This window comes from Acidiphilium acidophilum, assembly GCF_033842475.1.
In the GTDB taxonomy this organism is placed as follows: Bacteria; Pseudomonadota; Alphaproteobacteria; order Acetobacterales; family Acetobacteraceae; genus Acidiphilium; species Acidiphilium acidophilum.
Map to the genome: position 1 here is coordinate 3,064,751 of NZ_JAWXYB010000018.1, position 16,998 is coordinate 3,081,748.

The 16,998-nt window shown below is 64.8% G+C and carries 12 protein-coding genes and 2 pseudogenes; 12 read left to right on the top strand and 2 right to left on the bottom strand.

Annotated features, from left to right (window positions below):
* The first annotated feature begins 10 nt into the window (after window positions 1–10).
* Genes SIL87_RS17230 through SIL87_RS17245 form a run of 4 tightly spaced genes read left to right on the top strand, consistent with a single transcriptional unit; the run spans window position 11 to window position 3,451 of the window.
* Window positions 11–787 carry an N-acyl homoserine lactonase family protein gene (locus tag SIL87_RS17230; RefSeq protein WP_319615378.1) on the top strand — a complete coding sequence of 259 codons (777 nt, stop codon included), beginning with the start codon at window positions 11–13 and terminating at the stop codon, window positions 785–787.
* Window positions 775–1,635 carry an ABC transporter permease gene (locus tag SIL87_RS17235; protein ID WP_319615379.1) on the top strand — a complete coding sequence of 287 codons (861 nt, stop codon included), beginning with the start codon at window positions 775–777 and terminating at the stop codon, window positions 1,633–1,635. Before SIL87_RS17230 ends, SIL87_RS17235 begins: the two co-directional genes overlap by 13 nt.
* The gene (locus tag SIL87_RS17240) at window positions 1,632–2,477 is read left to right on the top strand and encodes an ABC transporter ATP-binding protein (RefSeq protein WP_319615380.1); all 846 of its coding nucleotides are present in this window, start codon (window positions 1,632–1,634) and stop codon (window positions 2,475–2,477) included. Before SIL87_RS17235 ends, SIL87_RS17240 begins: the two co-directional genes overlap by 4 nt.
* On the top strand, window positions 2,474–3,451 hold the full coding sequence (locus tag SIL87_RS17245) for an ABC transporter substrate-binding protein (protein ID WP_319615381.1): 978 nt from the start codon (window positions 2,474–2,476) through the stop codon (window positions 3,449–3,451). The genes SIL87_RS17240 and SIL87_RS17245 overlap by 4 nt, the downstream gene beginning before the upstream one ends.
* On the opposite strand, the gene SIL87_RS17250 is transcribed toward SIL87_RS17245, so the two are convergent.
* Entirely contained in the window at window positions 3,441–3,833 is a 393-nt protein-coding gene (locus SIL87_RS17250; RefSeq protein ID WP_319615382.1) for a hypothetical protein, read from the bottom strand. The two genes, SIL87_RS17245 and SIL87_RS17250, sit on opposite strands and share 11 nt — an antisense overlap.
* Before the next feature lie 308 nt (window positions 3,834–4,141).
* Here SIL87_RS17250 and SIL87_RS17255 point away from each other — a divergent pair, with 308 nt between their 5' ends.
* The 8 genes and pseudogenes from SIL87_RS17255 to SIL87_RS17290 all read left to right on the top strand — a co-directional run bounded on the left by SIL87_RS17255 (window position 4,142) and on the right by SIL87_RS17290 (window position 15,024).
* Entirely contained in the window at window positions 4,142–5,410 is a 1,269-nt protein-coding gene (locus tag SIL87_RS17255; protein WP_319615383.1) for an efflux RND transporter periplasmic adaptor subunit, read from the top strand.
* Window positions 5,407–6,795, top strand: coding sequence for a TolC family protein (locus tag SIL87_RS17260; RefSeq protein ID WP_319615384.1), 1,389 nt, complete (start codon window positions 5,407–5,409; stop codon window positions 6,793–6,795). The genes SIL87_RS17255 and SIL87_RS17260 overlap by 4 nt, the downstream gene beginning before the upstream one ends.
* On the top strand, window positions 6,788–7,534 hold the full coding sequence (locus SIL87_RS17265) for an ABC transporter ATP-binding protein (protein WP_319615385.1): 747 nt from the start codon (window positions 6,788–6,790) through the stop codon (window positions 7,532–7,534). Before SIL87_RS17260 ends, SIL87_RS17265 begins: the two co-directional genes overlap by 8 nt.
* Window positions 7,531–9,954 carry an ABC transporter permease gene (locus SIL87_RS17270; protein WP_319615386.1) on the top strand — a complete coding sequence of 808 codons (2,424 nt, stop codon included), beginning with the start codon at window positions 7,531–7,533 and terminating at the stop codon, window positions 9,952–9,954. The genes SIL87_RS17265 and SIL87_RS17270 overlap by 4 nt, the downstream gene beginning before the upstream one ends.
* A 4-nt stretch (window positions 9,955–9,958) precedes the next feature.
* Entirely contained in the window at window positions 9,959–12,382 is a 2,424-nt protein-coding gene (locus SIL87_RS17275) for an ABC transporter permease (protein WP_319615387.1), read from the top strand.
* Window positions 12,379–12,501: a hypothetical protein gene (locus SIL87_RS17280; protein WP_319615388.1), complete on the top strand. Its 123-nt coding sequence runs from the start codon at window positions 12,379–12,381 to the stop codon at window positions 12,499–12,501. Before SIL87_RS17275 ends, SIL87_RS17280 begins: the two co-directional genes overlap by 4 nt.
* Window positions 12,494–13,831, top strand: coding sequence for a sigma-54-dependent transcriptional regulator (locus SIL87_RS17285; RefSeq protein ID WP_319615389.1), 1,338 nt, complete (start codon window positions 12,494–12,496; stop codon window positions 13,829–13,831). Before SIL87_RS17280 ends, SIL87_RS17285 begins: the two co-directional genes overlap by 8 nt.
* 203 nt (window positions 13,832–14,034) lie before the next feature.
* A pseudogene (locus tag SIL87_RS17290) lies at window positions 14,035–15,024 on the top strand (sensor histidine kinase).
* A gap of 525 nt (window positions 15,025–15,549) precedes the next feature.
* On the opposite strand, the pseudogene SIL87_RS17300 reads toward SIL87_RS17290, so the two are convergent.
* Window positions 15,550–16,552 (bottom strand): annotated as a pseudogene (locus SIL87_RS17300) (thiamine pyrophosphate-binding protein); the annotation flags it as partial.
* Window positions 16,553–16,998: the final 446 nt, after the last annotated feature.

Sequence of the window (16,998 nt, forward strand, 5' to 3'; positions counted from 1 at the left end):
AGGTGTTCGCATGACGGCCGTCCGAAAATTCTGGCCTTTGCTCACCGGCACCTATACTTACGACAAGTCGATCTCCACCCGAAATCGTGGTATGGGTATTGCGATCGAAGCGCCGATCCTCGCCTATCTGATCGAAACCACCCAGGGCCGGATTCTCTACGATGTCGGCTGCGACTATCGCAAGATCGACGATCCCGCCTTGCGCGCCCGCTACTACGGCGATCTGCCGTTTCCACCGCCGGACATGCCGGCCGACCATCGGCTTCCCGCCCGCCTTCGCACCCTTGGGCTCGACCCGCGCGATATCGATCTGGTCTTTCTCGGCCACCTGCATTTCGACCACGTCGGTGGCCTGCACGACTTCGCCCATGCCGACATCCACGTCCACGAGGCCGAACGACTTGCGGCCGGGGAGCCCGGCGCACGCGGCTATTTCCCGGATGATTTTGCCGCCGACTACCGGTGGCATCTCCAACGCGGTGAATACGACCTGACCCCCGGCGTCACCGCAATCGAGAGCCCCGGCCACACCGCTGGCCATATGTCGATGCTGATCGAACTCCCGCGCGGTGCTCCCATCCTGCTCTGTGGCGACGCCGCCGACCTCATCGAGAACCTTGAGGACGAAATCGCGCCCGGGCTCTGCTACCGCGATGATGAAACGGCGGCACTCGCCTCACTCCGGGCATTGAAATCCCGCGCCTGCTCGTGCGGCGCGCATCTATGGCCCAACCATGACATCGGTTTTTTTCGCACCCAGGACAGGTTCCCCCAATGGCTGGACTGACTGACGACCTGACTGACGACATGGCCGATCCCGCGCCCCCCGCTGCGGAACGGTACAAGCCGATCCGCCCGCCGATCTGGGTCGTGCGCGGTTCGCTCGACCGCCGACGCTATCTCGGCATGGCAACCGCGAGCTTCCTCGGCCTGCTCTGTTTATGGTGGGTCGTCGCGGCGAGCGGTTCGGTCAATCCGCTGTTCCTGCCCGGTCCGGTCGCAGTGGTCCGCGCCCTGATCGACTGGTGGCAGACCGGCAATCTGGTCAACGATATCGGAATCTCGGTCTATCGCGTCATGGCCGGATTTGCCCTCTCCGCAATCATGGCGGTGCCGCTCGGCCTGTATATCGGTGCGTATCAACCGGTTCGCGCCCTGTTCGAACCGATGATGGAGTTTGCCCGCTATCTGCCCGCGGTCGCGTTCGTTCCGCTGGTGCTGCTGTGGTTCGGCCTCGGCGAGTCTTCGAAGATCGCGCTGATCTGGATCGGAACCTTCTTTCAGATGGTCCTGATGATCTCCGAGGATGCCAACCGCGTGCCGATGGCCCAGATCGAGGCGGCCCGCACCCTCGGTGCCACCAATCGCGAAATCATGCGCCTTGTCCTGCTCCGCTCGGCCATGCCGGCGATGCTCGACACGTTGCGCATCACCCTGGGGTTCGCCTGGACCTATCTCGTGGTCGCCGAACTCATTGCCGCCAATTCCGGGCTCGGCTACGCGATCCTCCGCGCCCAGCGGTTCCTCCAGACCGACAAGATCTTCGTTGGAATCATCCTCATCGGCCTGATCGGCCTGCTGACCGATCAGGTTCTGCGCCGTCTGCACCGCTTCATGTTTCCCTGGCTGCAATGACCAATTCCGTCATCCTGCAGGGCGTGTCGAAAACCTTCCCCGGCGGTTTCGAGGCGTTGCAACCGATCAACCTGACCATTGCACAAGGCAGCTTCACCGCCATCGTGGGCGCATCGGGCTGTGGCAAATCCACCCTGCTGCGCATCATCGCCGGGTTGGAAACCCGAAGCACCGGCCGGATTCTGGTGGATGGCCAACCTGTCACCGGCCCGGGGCGCGATCGCACCATGGTGTTCCAGGATTACAGCCTCTACCCATGGCTGACGGTGATGGAAAACATCCGCTTCTGCCGTTCGCTCGCCGCCCACGCCCGCGACGCGACCGACAGCGAAATCGGCGACGCGACGCGGCGCAGCGTCGCTCTGCTCAACCTGATGGGTCTCGCACGGGTCGAGCGCGCCTACCCGAACCAGCTTTCGGGCGGCATGCGCCAGCGCGTCGCCATCGCCCGTGCCCTGATGGCAAAGCCCGCGGTATTGCTGATGGACGAACCGTTCGGCGCCCTGGATGCCCAGACCCGCGAAGTCATGCACGACCTCATCCTGCACGTGAAATCCGCGGAGCGGAAAACCATCCTCTTCGTCACCCACGACGTCGAGGAAGCGATCTACCTCGCCGACCGCGTCGTGGTCATGGCCCCTCACCCCGGGCGGATCGACGCGATCGAGGATGTCCCGTTCGCCCGCCGTCACCGCGACCTCCGCCTCGACCCCGCCTTTCTTGCCCTGAAACGCATCATTACCGACCGCATTCGCGCGACCGCTGGCATGTCCGCCGACCTCGACGGAATGAGGTCTCTCACTGAACCGGCAACCTCACATCATCCTGGGAATCAGCAATGAAATCATACAAACTCGTCATCGCCGCGCTCGCCACCACCACCACGGTGCTTGCCGCACCTGCGGCCCGGGCTGCTACTCCGGTCACCTTCGCGATGAACGCCTGGATCGGCTTCGCCCCGCTCTTCGTCGCGGCGGACAAAAAATTCTTCGGCGCCTACCCGATCAGGTTCGTCCACATGGAAACCGGCATCAACGCAGCCGTCGTCTCCGGATCGGTCGATTCCGCCGATCTGTCGATGAACCAGGTGATCGGCGACCATCTCAAGGGGTTCGACATCAAGATCGTCATGCCGATCGACTATTCGAACGGTGCGGACGCCATCGTGGCGCGCAAATCGATCACGTCGGTGGCCGATCTGCGTGGCAAGACGATCCCGCTCGATACGACGTCGTATTCCGAGCTTCTGCTCGCCTACGCATTGCATCAGGCAAAACTGACATTGGCAGATGTGAAATCGACCAATATGCCGGCATCCGATGTGCCGGCAGCCCTGTTGGGCGGCCATGCGGTAGCGGGAGTCACGTGGGCACCGCATATATCGATGGTCACGGGCAACCCCAAATTCCATGCCTTGTTCACATCGGCCGCGGCCCCCGGCCTCATCACCGATAATTTCGCGGTGAAGACGAGCTTCCTGAAAGCCCACCCCGATGCCATGCCGGCAATCATCAAGGGATTTCTCGAAGGCGAAGACTATATCAAATCCCACCCGGCGGAATCCTACGGCATCATCGGCAAGGCCCTCGGTATCTCACCAGCGGATGCAAGTTCACAGTACAAGCTGGTCATCAATCCAAATCTCCCGGAAATGAAATACATGATGACCGGATCAGGTCACTTCAAAATCATACCCTACAAATCGAATGTCGCACTGGTAACGAAATTGATGAGACTTCAAGGCGAAATCAAGTCAAACCAGAGTGTGACGGAACCGGATCTGTTTGATGCAAAATATATCTCTGCTATGAAATGAGCGTACGATGGTGATCGCACTCTACCGGGGCATCGATCCGCCTGGGCTTTGAAAGCATACGTGGCATTGCCCGGACGCGTCGTGACGGCTGGCAAGCCTGCGGGCGATCGAGATAGAGATAAATGATCCGCATGGGATGGAGGGTCAGGATCATTCCCATCCCACTGTGGTGCCAGGTCAGTTCTGGTCTCTGCCGCAGGCCAGCAGAACCTTCTGCTGGTTGCCTCCTGAAAGGGCGGCCGAATTCGACCTGATCGGTATCGACCTTCAGGGCCGCCGGGGTGGTGACCACATTGTCGAACGAGATGGCCGGAAGTGCTGCGGCTCCCGCCCCGGCAGCGAGCCCGGCAGGCACGGTGCGGCGGGTGGCATCGATTGTCATGTGTCTCTCCCCTGAGTTCGTATTCGATCATTATCGATAGAACACCGCATTTATGATCAGAGGCCAACAGGTTTCCGGGCGCCTCATCGCAGGCGCCGCCGCAGCTTATCGATATGGACCGCGCGGCTTGCGATCCTCGCGAGACCATCATCCATCCCGAAATCGGGACGTCAATCCCATTTCCGGGATAAGTCGACGTCGGAATTGATCCGTCCCGCCCGGCTCGGCTGGTATTCAGGGCAATCGCGGGCTGGCATGGAATTTGCTGTCCACTACGCCGATCGCCTGCCAACCGTTCGGGAACCGCAATGCCTGATTTTCAGATTCCTGCCGATGTGCAACGCCGTAATCGGCGGAAGCGTCAGGTCGCCTGGGTCGGTATAGCGGCGCTCTGTGTCGTTGTGGTGGCGGCCCTGGTGGTCCTGCTGCCCTCCGGCCCCTCGGTCGCGCGGGATTCGCTGGTGATCGCTCGCGTGCGTCAGGGGGTCTTCCGGGTGCGGGTGCAGGCACCCGGCGTGCTTCGGCCGCGCGGGGAACGTTTCGTTACGGCGTCCGTCCCCGGAACGGTCGCACGGGTGGAGGTCCGGCCCGGTGACTCCGTGGCACCGCGCACCGTGCTGGTCCGGCTGGTCGATCCTCATCTGGACTCGGCGATGATATCCGCCCGATCGGATCTGGCCGATGCCCGGGCCACACTGGCCTCCACCGCCGCAATGCTGGACAATACCCGCCTGAGCATGGAGGCCGAACTGGCAACCGCGCGGGATGCGGCGGAGGCGGCGTCGTTGCGCGCGCGGGCCGAGCGCGGGCTGGCCGCCGAACACGTCGTCGCACAACTCGATTACCGCAAGACCGTGCTCGATGCCACCACGGCGCGCGAGCAGGTCGGGCTGACCGAACAACGGATCGCTGCCTTTGCACGTAATCAGGTCGCCCAGATCGCGGCGCAGAGGGCCCGGGTAGCCGCATTTCAGGCGGCTTTCGCCGAGGCGCAGGCGAATGTCGCGGCCCTGACGGTGACCGCCGGCGAAGCAGGGGTGGTGCAGAGCGTAGCCGCCCATCCGGGGCAGACGCTCGCTCTCGGCGGCGCGATCGCGCGGATCGCCAGCCTGACCGATCTCAAGGCCGCACTCGATGTCGCGCCCAGCGAAGCCGGTGAGGTCGTGGCCGGCCAGACCGCCAGCATCCGCCTGAACGATGAAGGCGAGAGCCGGATCGCGGGGATTGTCAGCCGCGTGTCTCCGTCGGTGGAAAAGGGCAGCGTGCGGGTCGATGTGAAACTCCCTGCCCGCCTGCCGCCGGGGACGAGACCCGATCTGGCGGTGCTGGGCGATATCGACGTGACAACCATTGCCCGCACGATCTTCGTTGCCCGTCCGGTCGATGCCCGGCCCGACAGTTCCGCGCGGGTCTATAAGCTGATCGATGGCGGACGGCGGGCGATCCCGGTGGCGGTACGGTTCGGCGCCACTTCGGCCAATGCGATCCAGGTGCTCTCCGGCCTCGCGCCGGGCGACCGGATCATCGTGTCCGATACCGGCGACTTCGCCGGCAAGGCGATGGTGCGCATCCGATGAGGCCGCTGGTTTTGATCGCCGTGATGCTGGCGAGCCTGCCTGGCGTGGCACGCGCGTCATCCCTCTGGCAGGTCTGGCAGGCAGCGCGGGCCAACGATCCTGCCTTTGTCGCGGCATCGGCGCGGCTGCGCGCAGCGGCGACAGCATCACCTTCGGCTCTCGCGGTGCTCCTGCCGCATTTCGTGGTTGCGGCCGGTGCCGGACCGCAGAACCAATCCTTCAGCGGGGCCGATTTCTATGGCAGCGGGTTCGAGCCGATCGCCGAGACGCAGCACCTGAACACGTCCACCTGGCAGGCGACCCTGACCCAGACCCTGTTCGACTGGAGCCAGATCAAATCCTTCCAGGCCGCAGGCTTTTCGGTGCAGGCCGCCGCCGCCACCTACCAGGCGACGCTGGAGCATCTGGTTGCCACCGTGATCGGCGATGATGTCGCGGTACTGGCCGCCCGGAGCGATCTGACCGCGCTGCGCCAGGCCGCACGGGGATTCGGGGCGCAATATCACGACGCCGAGGCCCGGTACCGCGCGGGCCTGTCCGGCGTGATCGGTGCGGACGAAGCGCGTGCCGCCGATCAATCGATCAAGGCACAAGTGATCGAGGCGCAGGCGAAGCTGATCGCCGCGCGCGAAAACCTCGCCGCGATCACCGGCACTGCCGGGATCGCCGCAGCCGGCGACCTGCCGACTGTCCTGCATCTTCCTGCACCCGGCTCGGTCGGCGCGTGGCTCAATCGGGCCCGATCCGGCAACCCGACGCTTGCGGCATCGCGCCTCACCGCGCGGGACGATGCCGAACTGGTCGCCGCCGCACGCGGCTCCGATCTGCCCGATATTTCGTTACAGCTCCAGCACACCCAGGCCGCGCAGGCCGGGACCGCAGGCTACGCCTTCTTCGGGCAGGATCTGAACGGGCCGGGGTACTCGGCGCAGCAGGGCAATTCCGTGACCGTGCAACTGAACTGGAACGTCTTTTCCGGCGGGGCGACCCGAGCGGCGACGGACCGGGCCCGCGCCATCCGCGATGAAGCCCTCGCCAACGCCGCCACCGCCCGGCTCACCGTGATCCGCACGGTGCGAACCGATTATTTCGCCGTGATGCTCGATCGCGCCCGGCTGAAAGCCGCGCGATCGGCGGCGAGGGTTGCCGCGCGAGCGGTGCGGGCCGCGGGGGACGGTGTTCGCGCCGGTCTGATCAGCGAAAGCGACCTGATCGCGGACCGACAGCAACTCCTGTCCGCCCAACTCGCCCTGCATCGCGCGATCGTTGCGGCAATTACCCACGAGGTCGGGCTGGCCGAGGCGGCGGGCAGTGCCACGCCCCTGCTGGTCCGGCAGATTTCGACCACCATCATCCGTTCATCCGGGAGTCACGAGCATGGCTGAAACCGTCATCGATGTCGTCGATCTGAAAAAAATCTACCGCACCGATCAGGTCGAGACCCACGCGTTGGCCGGCGTCGATCTCCTGGTTCAACGCGGCGAATACGTCGCGGTCACCGGACCGTCGGGGTGTGGCAAGTCGACGCTGATGGCCATTCTCGGCCTGCTCGACGACCCGACCGCCGGGAGCTACCGTCTCGCCGGTCAGGATGCGGCACATCTGCGCGAACGCGACCGGGCCTCGTTCCGCAACCGGCATATCGGCTTCGTGTTCCAGGCGTTCAATCTGATCGGCGATCTGACCGTCGCTGAAAACGTGGCCCTGCCGCTGGTCTATCGTGGCGGCATCGCCAAGGCCGCGCGCGATGAGCGGGTCGCCGCCATCCTGGCCGATATCGGCATGGCCCACCGCGCCCGGCATTACCCGGCGCAATTATCGGGCGGTCAGCAGCAACGCGTCGCGATCGCGCGTGCGCTGGTCACCGAGCCCGACATCATCCTCGCCGACGAACCCACCGGCAATCTCGATTCCAAAGCCGGCGAGGCGGTGATGACGCTGCTCGAAGATCTGAACACCAACAAGGGTGCGACCATCCTGATGGTCACGCACGACCTGCACTACGCCCGCCGCGCCCGCCGTATCGTGCGGCTCTCCGACGGTCAGGTGGTCGATGAAAGCTTCGGCGAAGCGGTAGTGGCGCTGCACCCGGAGGACGATGATCTGCCCAACGGAGGCAAATGATGGGCGGCACGCTCGGTCACGATATTGCCACCGCCTGGCGCGGTCTCGCGCGCCGCCCCTTCTATGCCGTGGCCAGCATCGTGATGCTGGCGCTGGCGATCGGGGCCAATGCAACGGCGTTCGGGATCACTTACGGGTTTCTGATCCGGTCCTTGCCTTATCATGCTGCCGACCAGCTTTTCCTGGTCAACGAACATGCGCCGGCCACACCATATAATGCCGATAAGCTCTCGCCCAGCGCCTATCGGGCGATCCGGCGAAACAGTCCGGCGTTCGCCGATTCGGGCCTGTTTCTCGCGGGCGGCGTCGAGCCCGCGACCATTGCCGGGCATCCGACGCCGGTGACGTTCAACCGGGTCACGCCGTCCTTTTTGCGCACGCTCGGGGTTCGGCCGGTCATCGGGCGGCTCCCGCGTCTTGCCGCCGGTCGGCGTGGCGGGCCGGACGAAGCGATGATTTCCTACAAATTCTGGCAGAAATCCTATGGTGGCAGCCCGTCCGTGCTCGACCGGCGGATCACGTTCGACGGAGGCAGCTACCGGATCGTCGGGGTTCTGCCGCCCGACTACGCCTTCACTCAAGGCGCTGATGTCCTGACCCCCCTTCGGTTCCCGCAAGCGGGGCTTGCTGAACAAAATCCAGAGGCGGCGATGGTCGTGCGGCTGGCGAACGGGCAGTCACGCACGCGGATCGACAACGACTTGAAGCAGGCGCTCCCTGCAGTGATCGCGCGATTGTCGCCTTTCTTCCGACAGCCATTGCGTCATGCGGAACTGGATATCGTGCCGCTGCGCCCCGCGCTTGAACGCGAGACGAATCTCGGTGTCCTGCCCTTTGTTCTGCAGGGTACAGCATTGCTCCTGCTGTTGCTCGCAATCGCCAATACCGCCAACCTCGCCCTGATCCGCCATCGGGCACGGGTGCACGAATTCGCGCTCCGCCGCATTCTCGGTGGTTCACGCGCCCTCATGTTGCGCCGGCTGTTGCTCGAACAATTGCCGATCCTGCTGGTCGTCTTCGGGCTTGGCTGCCTTCTGGCATGGATCGGCTCCCGGTTCATTCTCTCCTACGGGCCGGCAATCGTGGTGGCGCCGTTTCGGTTCGGATTCGGATGGGACGAGGTCGGGTTTGCGGCTGTGCTCAGCGTGGTCGCAGTAACCGTGACGGGCATTGCCCCCGCGATCATGACCATGCGATATCAGTTGCATGCCGCGCTCAGCGGCGGGGCGAAGGCGACCCTCGGCCCCGCGACGAGGCGCGTCCAGCGTCTACTCGGCATTATCCAGATCGCCCTGGCCTTCGCCTTGCTCGCGGGGAGTCTGACGCTCGGCATCGGCCAGTTCGAATTTTTGAACCGTCCGCTCGGGTTCACGCCGACCCATCGGATCATCGCTCAGGTGATCGCTCCGAAAACAACGGTGCTCGTACCGGCGCTGGAGGCGACGCTCACGCGCTTGCGCAGCGCGAGCTATGTACGCGACGCCACTGCGGCGGGGTTCATGACCATCCCTTTCAGTTCCAGTAAAGCCGGTCTCGCGATCGAGCGCGACCACGCCGATGCCAAGGGCGGTCTGGTCAACGTCGCGATCATGGCGGAACACTATGTATCGACGCTCGGCATCACGGTTCGAAGCGGCCGCGATATCGACGATTTGGATCAGGCGTCTGGTGCCAGAGTCGTCATGATCGGCAGCGGGGTCGCCCGTCGTCTGTTCGGCAAGGTCGACCCGACCGGACATGTCGTGAAGATCGAGCCGATCGGAAAATTCCGGATCATCGGGGTTGCCGCGCCGGTGGTATGGCGCATCGCTCCCTGGCGCCAGTCTCTTGGTACGATCTATCTGCCCATGGCGGCCTTCGCCGTTCCTGGCTACCCGATGGATGTCGCAGGTATCGTCGTCGACGTCCGCGGCTCGATTCCAGCCGCCGCGCACGATGCCAAAACCCTGATCCAGACCATGATTCCCGGCAGCGTGGTCGCGTCGATCCACGCTTACTCCACAACCATCGATCGTCGGTTGGGCCTGCGGCGCATGGCCGCATCGATCGTCGCCATCTTCGCCGGTCTCGCGCTGATCCTCGCGGCTCTCGGTGTCTATGCGGTCAATGCTTTCATCGCCCGTGCCCGTCTGCCCGAATTGGGCATGCGGGCGATGCTTGGAGCCAGCCCGTCACGCCTGCTGCGACTGGCGATGACCGACGCGGCCTGGCTTCTTGGCCTCGGCCTCGCCGGCGGGGCGATCGGCGGCTATCTGTTGATCCGCGCCATGTCGCCCCTGCTGTTTCACGAGGCTGGGATCGCACCGTTGGTATTCGCCGCGGCTTTTGCAATCATCGCCGTCATTGTCCTCACCGCAGCCTGGCGGCCAGCCGCCCGGGCGGCCACTACGCCGGTCAAGACATTGCTGGATGCAGGATAGTCCGATGAGAGAAATCCTCACCAACGACGCTGCCCTGGTGTGGCGCGGCCTGGTGCGCCGGCCGTTCTTTGCCGTGGCAACGGTGGTGATGCTGGCGCTGGCGATCGGGGCAAATGCCATGGCGTTCGGTATTGTCCATGATGTCTATGTCGCCCCCCTGCCGTATCACAATCCCGGTCGGCTCGTATTGCTGCGCCATATGCGACCGCGGACCGGGCTGACCCAGCCCCTGATCTCGCCGGATGATTATGTCAGGCTTGCGCAATCCTTGAAGGGCATCGAGGATACGGGGCTCTATGTGCAGGGCGGTGAAGCGACGGCGATGATCGGCGGCGTGGCACGCGGCGTCTCCTTCGCGCAGGTCACGCCATCGTGGTTTCGCACGTTGGGATTGGTGCCGGCTCTGGGAGCGCTGCCGGGTCTCGATTCAGGGCGGCCGGGCGGACCACCGGAGGCGATGATATCCTATAAGTTCTGGCAGTCGGCGTTTGGTGGCGCAGCCTCGGTGATCGGCCGCACGATCGATGTGGGCGCGGGCGCGAAGCGGATCGTCGGTGTGCTGCCGCGCGATTATGCGTTTGCCGATCACAAGGATGTCCTCGAAGTCGTGCCGCTGCCCATGGCCAGGCCGATCATGCAGAATGTCAACGAGTTCGGCGTCGCCCGACTGGCGCCGGGGGTCACGTTGGCCGATCTCGACCGCCAGATCGACGAGGTCAAACGCTTCGTGCTGGCATACCAGCAGCCGAATACCGCCGCCTCCGCCGGCGTGGATATCCTCGACGCCCGATTTCTGCGGCCCGTGTTGATCGGGAGTGATAATCTCGCTGTTCTGCCCCTCGTGCTGCAAGGCATGGCCCTGCTGCTGCTGGTTCTGGCGATTGCCAACGCTGCCAACCTCGCTTTGGTCCGCCAGCGCGGCCGCATCAACGAATACCGCTTGCGCCGCGTCATCGGCGCCTCGCGCGGCGCGGTGATGCGCCTGCTGCTGCTCGAACAGGTGCCGATCGGCATCGCCGTCGCAGCCTTGGCGCTCGCGATTGCGTTCGCCGCCGAGCGCGGCGGGATCGCCCCATTGGGTACAGCGCTCGGGGTGACGCCGTTTCACTTCGGTTTTGGTTGGCCCGCGGTGCTGACCGTATTCGCGCTTACCTTGATGTCGGTCCTGATGGTTACCGCGATCCCGCTTGCGCAGGTGTCGCGCCGGGCACCGGGGCAAGGGATCGGCCAGGGTGGCAAGTCCACGATGGATCGTGGCGCCAGAGGGGCGCAGCGGCTGATGGGCATCGTGCAGGTGATGCTCGCGCTGTCATTGCTGATCGCCGGTTTCGCACTTGGTGGCAGCCTTTATGCGGCACTGAGCCGGCCGCTCGGATTTCAATCCGCGCACCGGCTGATCGCCTCGGTGCTGTTGCCGCAAGTCGCGGCCAACACCGGCTCCCTGGCAGCGATCGAAGCGAGCGTGGGCAAGGAGCCCGGTATTGTCGCCGTCGGTGGCTTCGGATTTGCAGCCTACCCGTTTTCGCAAAGCCATTACTATTCACTGATGAGCCGCAATCAGCCCCTCGCACGGCGATTCCATGCGAATATGGTGACGCCGGATCGGGGATATTTTCGCGCCATGGGCATATCGTTGCGGGCAGGAAGGCGGATCACCAAAACCGAGTATCGCAGCGGGGCCCGGGTCATGATCGTCGGAGCGGGTCTGGCCCGACGCGTCTTCGGGACCGACCGCGTAATGGGCAAAACCCTCAATTTGTACGGGCTCGGCAAATATCGCATCGTGGGCGTCGCCCAACCGGTGGTCTGGCGGGTAGCCCCCTGGCACCAGACACCGGGGACGATGTATTTCCCGGTGGCATCGGTGAAATTTCCCGGCGCCACCCTGCAGGAAGTCCATCTGGTGGTGCATTATCGGGGCAGTGTGATTGCAGCAAAACGTCATGTGACTGCCGCAGTCGCGTCGGCGGTGCCGGGGGCGGTGGTAAGCCGGGTGCTGCCCTACCGGCGGCTGATGTTCATCGAGACCGCGTTTCGCACCCTGGCGGCGTGGATGGCGCTGAGTTTCGCACTCATCGCCCTGGTCGTGGCGGGGCTTGGCGTCTATGCGGTAAACGCCTTCATCGCCCGGGCCCGGTTGCCGGAATTCGGCATGCGGGCGATGCTGGGGGCAAGCCCGGCGCGGCTGCTGCGCCTCGCCTTGCGCGATGCGGCCTGGCTACTCGCGTTCGGTCTGGGGGGCGGTGCATTGGGTGGCTACCTGTTGATCCGGGCGATGTCGCCCTTGCTGTTCGAAATCGAGCGGATCGAACCCCTGGTGTTCATCCTCGCGATGATCGTGGTCAGCCTGATCGTGCTGGGCGCGGCATGGAAGCCGGCCTCGCTTGCCGCAAACACGCCGGTCAAATCCATGCTGGACGCCTCGTGAATCGCAACTTTCTCACGCTGATCGGCGCCACGTTCGGGATGTTCGCCGTGTTCGTCCGGCTGGCGCTCACCGCCTTTCGACGCGCCGGCGCAGCACCCTCCGCCTCCGATCATGGCTGATCCCATCGGCACAATCCTGATCGCCGATGATCAGGCCGATATCCGCGAAGCCCTCGCCCTGGTGCTCCGCGCCGAAGGCTTCGCCACCAAAGGCGCCGCATCCCCCGCCGAGGCCGCCCTGCTGCTCGATGCCGGCGGGATCGACGCCCTCCTGCTCGACCTCAACTTCAGCTCTGACACGACATCCGGCGAGGAGGGTATGCGCCTGCTCGCCTCGGTCAAAACCGTTCACCCCGACCTGCCGGTGGTGGTCCTGACCGGCTGGGGGTCGGTCGATCTCGCCGTGCGCGCGCTCCGCGCCGGGGCAGCCGATTTCCTCGAAAAGCCGTGGGAAAACGTCCGTCTGATCACCGTGCTCCGCAGCCAGCTCGCCTTGCTCCGCGCGCGCAGCACGGCAGCCAGCCTCACCCGCCCGGCGGCGCAGGGCGAGATTATCGGCACCTGTGCGGCGATGCGTGCCATGTTGAGCCTGGTCGCGAAGATCGCGCAGGCGGATGTTCCGGTGCTGATCACGGGCGAGAGCGGCACCGGCAAAGGGCTGGTCGCCCGCCACATCGCCGCATTGTCGCGGCGCCGCGACAAGCCGTTCGTCACGCTCGATCTCGGCTCGGTTCCTGAAAGCCTGATCGAATCCGAATTGTTCGGCCACGCGCGCGGGGCCTTCACGGATGCGAAGTCGGACCGGATCGGCCGGTTCGAAATCGCGAGCGGCGGTGTGCTGTTCCTCGACGAGATCGGCAATGCCAGCCTTGCCACTCAGGCCCGCCTGCTCTCGGTTCTGGAAGACGGCATGATCACCCGCGTCGGCGAAACCGCGACCCGTCGGGTCGATGTTCGCGTGATCGCCGCAACCAACGCCGATCTGAACCGGCTGATCGAGGCCGGACGGTTCCGGCGCGATCTGCTGTTCCGCCTCAATACCGTCGAAATTGCGCTCCCACCTTTGCGCATGCGCGGCGATGACATCGTTCTCCTCGCCGCCGACTGCCTCACGCGATCCGCCGCCCGCCATAACCGCGACGTAACCGCTTTCGCACCGGATGCCCTGGCTGCGCTCGCTGCCCATCATTGGCCGGGCAATGTTCGGGAACTGGCGCATGTAATCGAGCGGGCCGTACTGCTCGCCGACGACGGAACCATCACCCGCGCCCATCTCAGCCTCGATCCGCAACCGGAGGCACCGTTCGAACGCATGACCCTGGATCAGGCCGAGCGCTACCTCGTCCAGCGCGCGATGGCGGAGGCGGGCGGCGATGTCGAGGCCGCGGCAAGACGGCTCGGCCTGTCGCGAAGCGCCTTCTATCGCCGGCTGTCCCAGATCCGCACATGACGATCATTTTTGCGCTTGCCGGCGCCGGTATCGCAGGCTTGTTCGGCTACGTCCTGGCGCGGCGACGATCGGGGCGCGATCACCGTCAGATCGCGGCCCTGCTGCTCGGGTTGCGGGAGGGCGATTACACGCTGCGGGCGGTTCCGGCGCGCGGTGCCCCCGGGACCGCGTTCGCTGCGTTCAACGTTCTGGCCGACAGCCTGATGGGAACCCGGCGGGCGGGTATCGAGTCTGACGCCCTGCTCGGAAAACTGCTCGGCGCGGTCGATCTCGCGATCATCGTGATCGGACCCGGCGGTACCATCGTCGGCGGCAACGGTGCCGCGGGATCGCTGCTCGGCACCGATGCCGAACGACTGACCGGCCGGCGCCCCGATGCGCTGGGCATCGGCGACTGGCTCGACCTCGCCGGCCCCCATCGTTTCGAGACCCCGTTACCCGGCGGGACCGGCCCGTGGGACGTGCGGCGCGTGCCGTTCCGGCGCGGCGGGCGCGACCACCTGATCGTGGTTGCGAGCGATCTGTCCCGTGCCCTGCGCGATGAGGAACGCCGCGTCTGGCGCGGGCTGATCCGGGTGCTCAGCCACGAAACCGGTAACTCGCTCGGCCCGATTCAGGCCACGGCGGAAGCCCTGCAACAGCATGCGCACGACCCGGCCCAGACGCGTGCCGGCCTCGCCCTGATCGAGCGCCGCTCGCGGAGCCTCGCCAGCTTCATCCGCCGCTACGCCGAACTCGCCCGATTGCCGCCACCGGTTCCCGAACCGGTCTTACTCGGCCCGCTGGTGCAGCGCATCGCCGATCTCGAAACCCGGGTTCCGGTGATCGCGACGATCGCAGACGAGGGCGCCACTATGCTCGATCCGGCCCAGATCGAGCAGGCTTTGATCAACCTGATCCGTAACGCCGCCGACGCCTCGCTGGAAACCAATGGCCGTGTCGCGATCACGCTCGACCTCATCGAATCGCGTATCCGCATCGTCATCACCGATGACGGCGAAGGTCTTCCCCGCTAGGAAAACCTGTTCGTGCCGGGCTTCACCACCAAGCCGGGCGGCAGCGGCATCGGCCTGATCCTGGCCCGCGAAATCATCGAGGCGCATGGCGGAACGTTGCGATTGAAGAACCGGGAAGATGCGCCCGGTGCCGAGGCGATCGTGATCCTGAAATGTCGGGCGACAGATCTGGAATAGTTACGGGACCAACATCTATCCGGGCCGGTGATGTGGCGCTCGGCCTTGACGTCCTCGCCCGGTTCCTGATCATCCGCCACCGCGTTGCAGCACCGGCCCGGAAAGGCCGAGCGCTGCGGTAACGAGCGCAAGATGACTCAATGCCTGCTGGAAGTTTCCGGCCAGGCACATCGTACTCCTCGGAAAGCAGCCCGAGATCATTTCGAATGGCCAGCACCCGTTCCAGCGTCTGCCGCGCTTCTGCGCTTCGGCCCTGCATGTTTTGGCAGTCGGCGAGCCACAACGTGCAGGCGATGAAGCTGCCTTCGGAAACCTCGCCCTCGGGTCTTTTCCGTCGGACGAACCCGTCCTCGGTCAGCGCGAGCGACGGCGGGCCCTTGTTCCACCGCACCTCGTCTTGTATGCGGCCCCACGCCGCCTGGTTCGACTGGGTCATCAGGTTCCGGCCCACCAGCCCCGACCCGTTGGCGAGCCCCTCGGGGAACCGGTCGGTCGCAGATCGCGCCGGTTCAATTCCATGCGCACAATCCCGCGCCGTATCTTCAGATCCCGCGCATACCAGTTCGCGACCGACCCGGAATCGGCGGGCAGAATGCAGTTTTCCGGCAGCTTGGGCGAAAGTTCCCAGAACACCCGCTGCGGGTTGAGCGGTTCGGCAGGCTGCATCGCCCGGCCTTCGAGCGTCTTCCACCACTCCGCCACGTTCTTCTCGATGGTCGCGCGCCAATCGCTGTTGGTGTTCTGCTCCAGCATCGGCAGAAGCTTGCGCAGGGTCGAGGCGGCATCCCCGACGATATTCACCTCCATCGGATAGCGCAGGCTGAGGTGCCGCCCGTCGATATCGATCTGAACGCCACGGGCATCGCCCGGTTTCGGCAGAAACTCGGAAGAGGGAAAGCACGACCCGATCACGAAAAACGTATCGCAATTCTTCAGCATGTCCCAGCTCGGCTTGGTCCCGAGCAATCCGAGCGAGCCGGTCACGTAGGCCAGATCGTCGGGCACGGCGGCCTTGCCGAGCAGGGCCTTGGCGATCCCGGCATTGAGCACGGCAGCGGCCTTGTGCGGCACGATGACGGTAGTGACCACCCGCAACGTCCGGGCAATCCGAACCGCGCGGTCGATCAGGTGCCTGACCTGCCCCGGCAGCGTCGCGGTCATGACGTAATCGCCCGCCACATCCTTGAACAGGTTCTGCAGATCGACTTCCTGCTGGTAGCTGGCCCCGAGCGACATCCGCGATTGCGTGCCGACAATGGCGACCACCGGCATGTGATCCAGCTTGGCATCGTAGAGCCCGTTCAGCAGATGGATCGCACCGGGACCGGAGGTGGCGTAGCACAGCCCGACCTCGCCGGTGAACTTGGCACCGGCTAAACCCATCACCGCCGTGGCCCGGACCCAGAACCGCGTGAACCGGCGCGGATGGCGCGACGGCCCGAGCGCCGCATTGGACATCAACGCCGCCGCGACCGGCGGCAGGCTGACCGGCAGAAAGGCAGGGGAGGCAAGCTCTTCTTTTTTGCAAAAAAGAACCAAAAAACTCTCTGACTCTGAGCCCGTGCCCCCTGACAACGCCCGTAGCCCAGATAACAAAAGTTTTTTGGCTACTTTTTTTCAAAAAAGTAGTCCTTCCTTCCCTTTCCTCTGCTTTCTCACCCCCCTGATCCTATGCTTATAGTCCCATGTGACCCAAGCATCTCCCCCTCGTGAAGCCTTGGCCGAAAACTTCAAAGTCATATTTGAAGACTTCCGCCATGCCTGCGAGGCGGACGCCGATCACCATCATCCCGCCATCGTGAAGTTCATGGAACTTCTGTTCCTCCTGCTCGACAGCATCGCCGCCAGTCTCGCCAAAGCCGTCGCAGCCTTGTCCAATCCGCTCGCGCCCGCCCGGCAACCGTGCGACACCAAGCGCACGCCCGCCAATCCCCGCCGCAAGCGCGTCCCCGCGCCGTGTCCGCTCGATTCCGA

Excerpts from the sequence above, each read along its gene's own strand:
- SIL87_RS17230 (WP_319615378.1), top strand. The coding sequence starts at position 11 with ATGACGGCCGTCCGAAAATTCTGGCCTTTGCTCACCGGCACCTATACT.
- SIL87_RS17235 (WP_319615379.1), top strand. The coding sequence starts at position 775 with ATGGCTGGACTGACTGACGACCTGACTGACGACATGGCCGATCCCGCG.
- SIL87_RS17240 (WP_319615380.1), top strand. The coding sequence starts at position 1,632 with ATGACCAATTCCGTCATCCTGCAGGGCGTGTCGAAAACCTTCCCCGGC.
- SIL87_RS17245 (WP_319615381.1), top strand. The coding sequence starts at position 2,474 with ATGAAATCATACAAACTCGTCATCGCCGCGCTCGCCACCACCACCACG.
- SIL87_RS17250 (WP_319615382.1), bottom strand. The coding sequence starts at position 3,833 with ATGACAATCGATGCCACCCGCCGCACCGTGCCTGCCGGGCTCGCTGCC.
- SIL87_RS17255 (WP_319615383.1), top strand. The coding sequence starts at position 4,142 with ATGCCTGATTTTCAGATTCCTGCCGATGTGCAACGCCGTAATCGGCGG.
- SIL87_RS17260 (WP_319615384.1), top strand. The coding sequence starts at position 5,407 with ATGAGGCCGCTGGTTTTGATCGCCGTGATGCTGGCGAGCCTGCCTGGC.
- SIL87_RS17265 (WP_319615385.1), top strand. The coding sequence starts at position 6,788 with ATGGCTGAAACCGTCATCGATGTCGTCGATCTGAAAAAAATCTACCGC.
- SIL87_RS17270 (WP_319615386.1), top strand. The coding sequence starts at position 7,531 with ATGATGGGCGGCACGCTCGGTCACGATATTGCCACCGCCTGGCGCGGT.
- SIL87_RS17275 (WP_319615387.1), top strand. The coding sequence starts at position 9,959 with ATGAGAGAAATCCTCACCAACGACGCTGCCCTGGTGTGGCGCGGCCTG.
- SIL87_RS17285 (WP_319615389.1), top strand. The coding sequence starts at position 12,494 with ATGGCTGATCCCATCGGCACAATCCTGATCGCCGATGATCAGGCCGAT.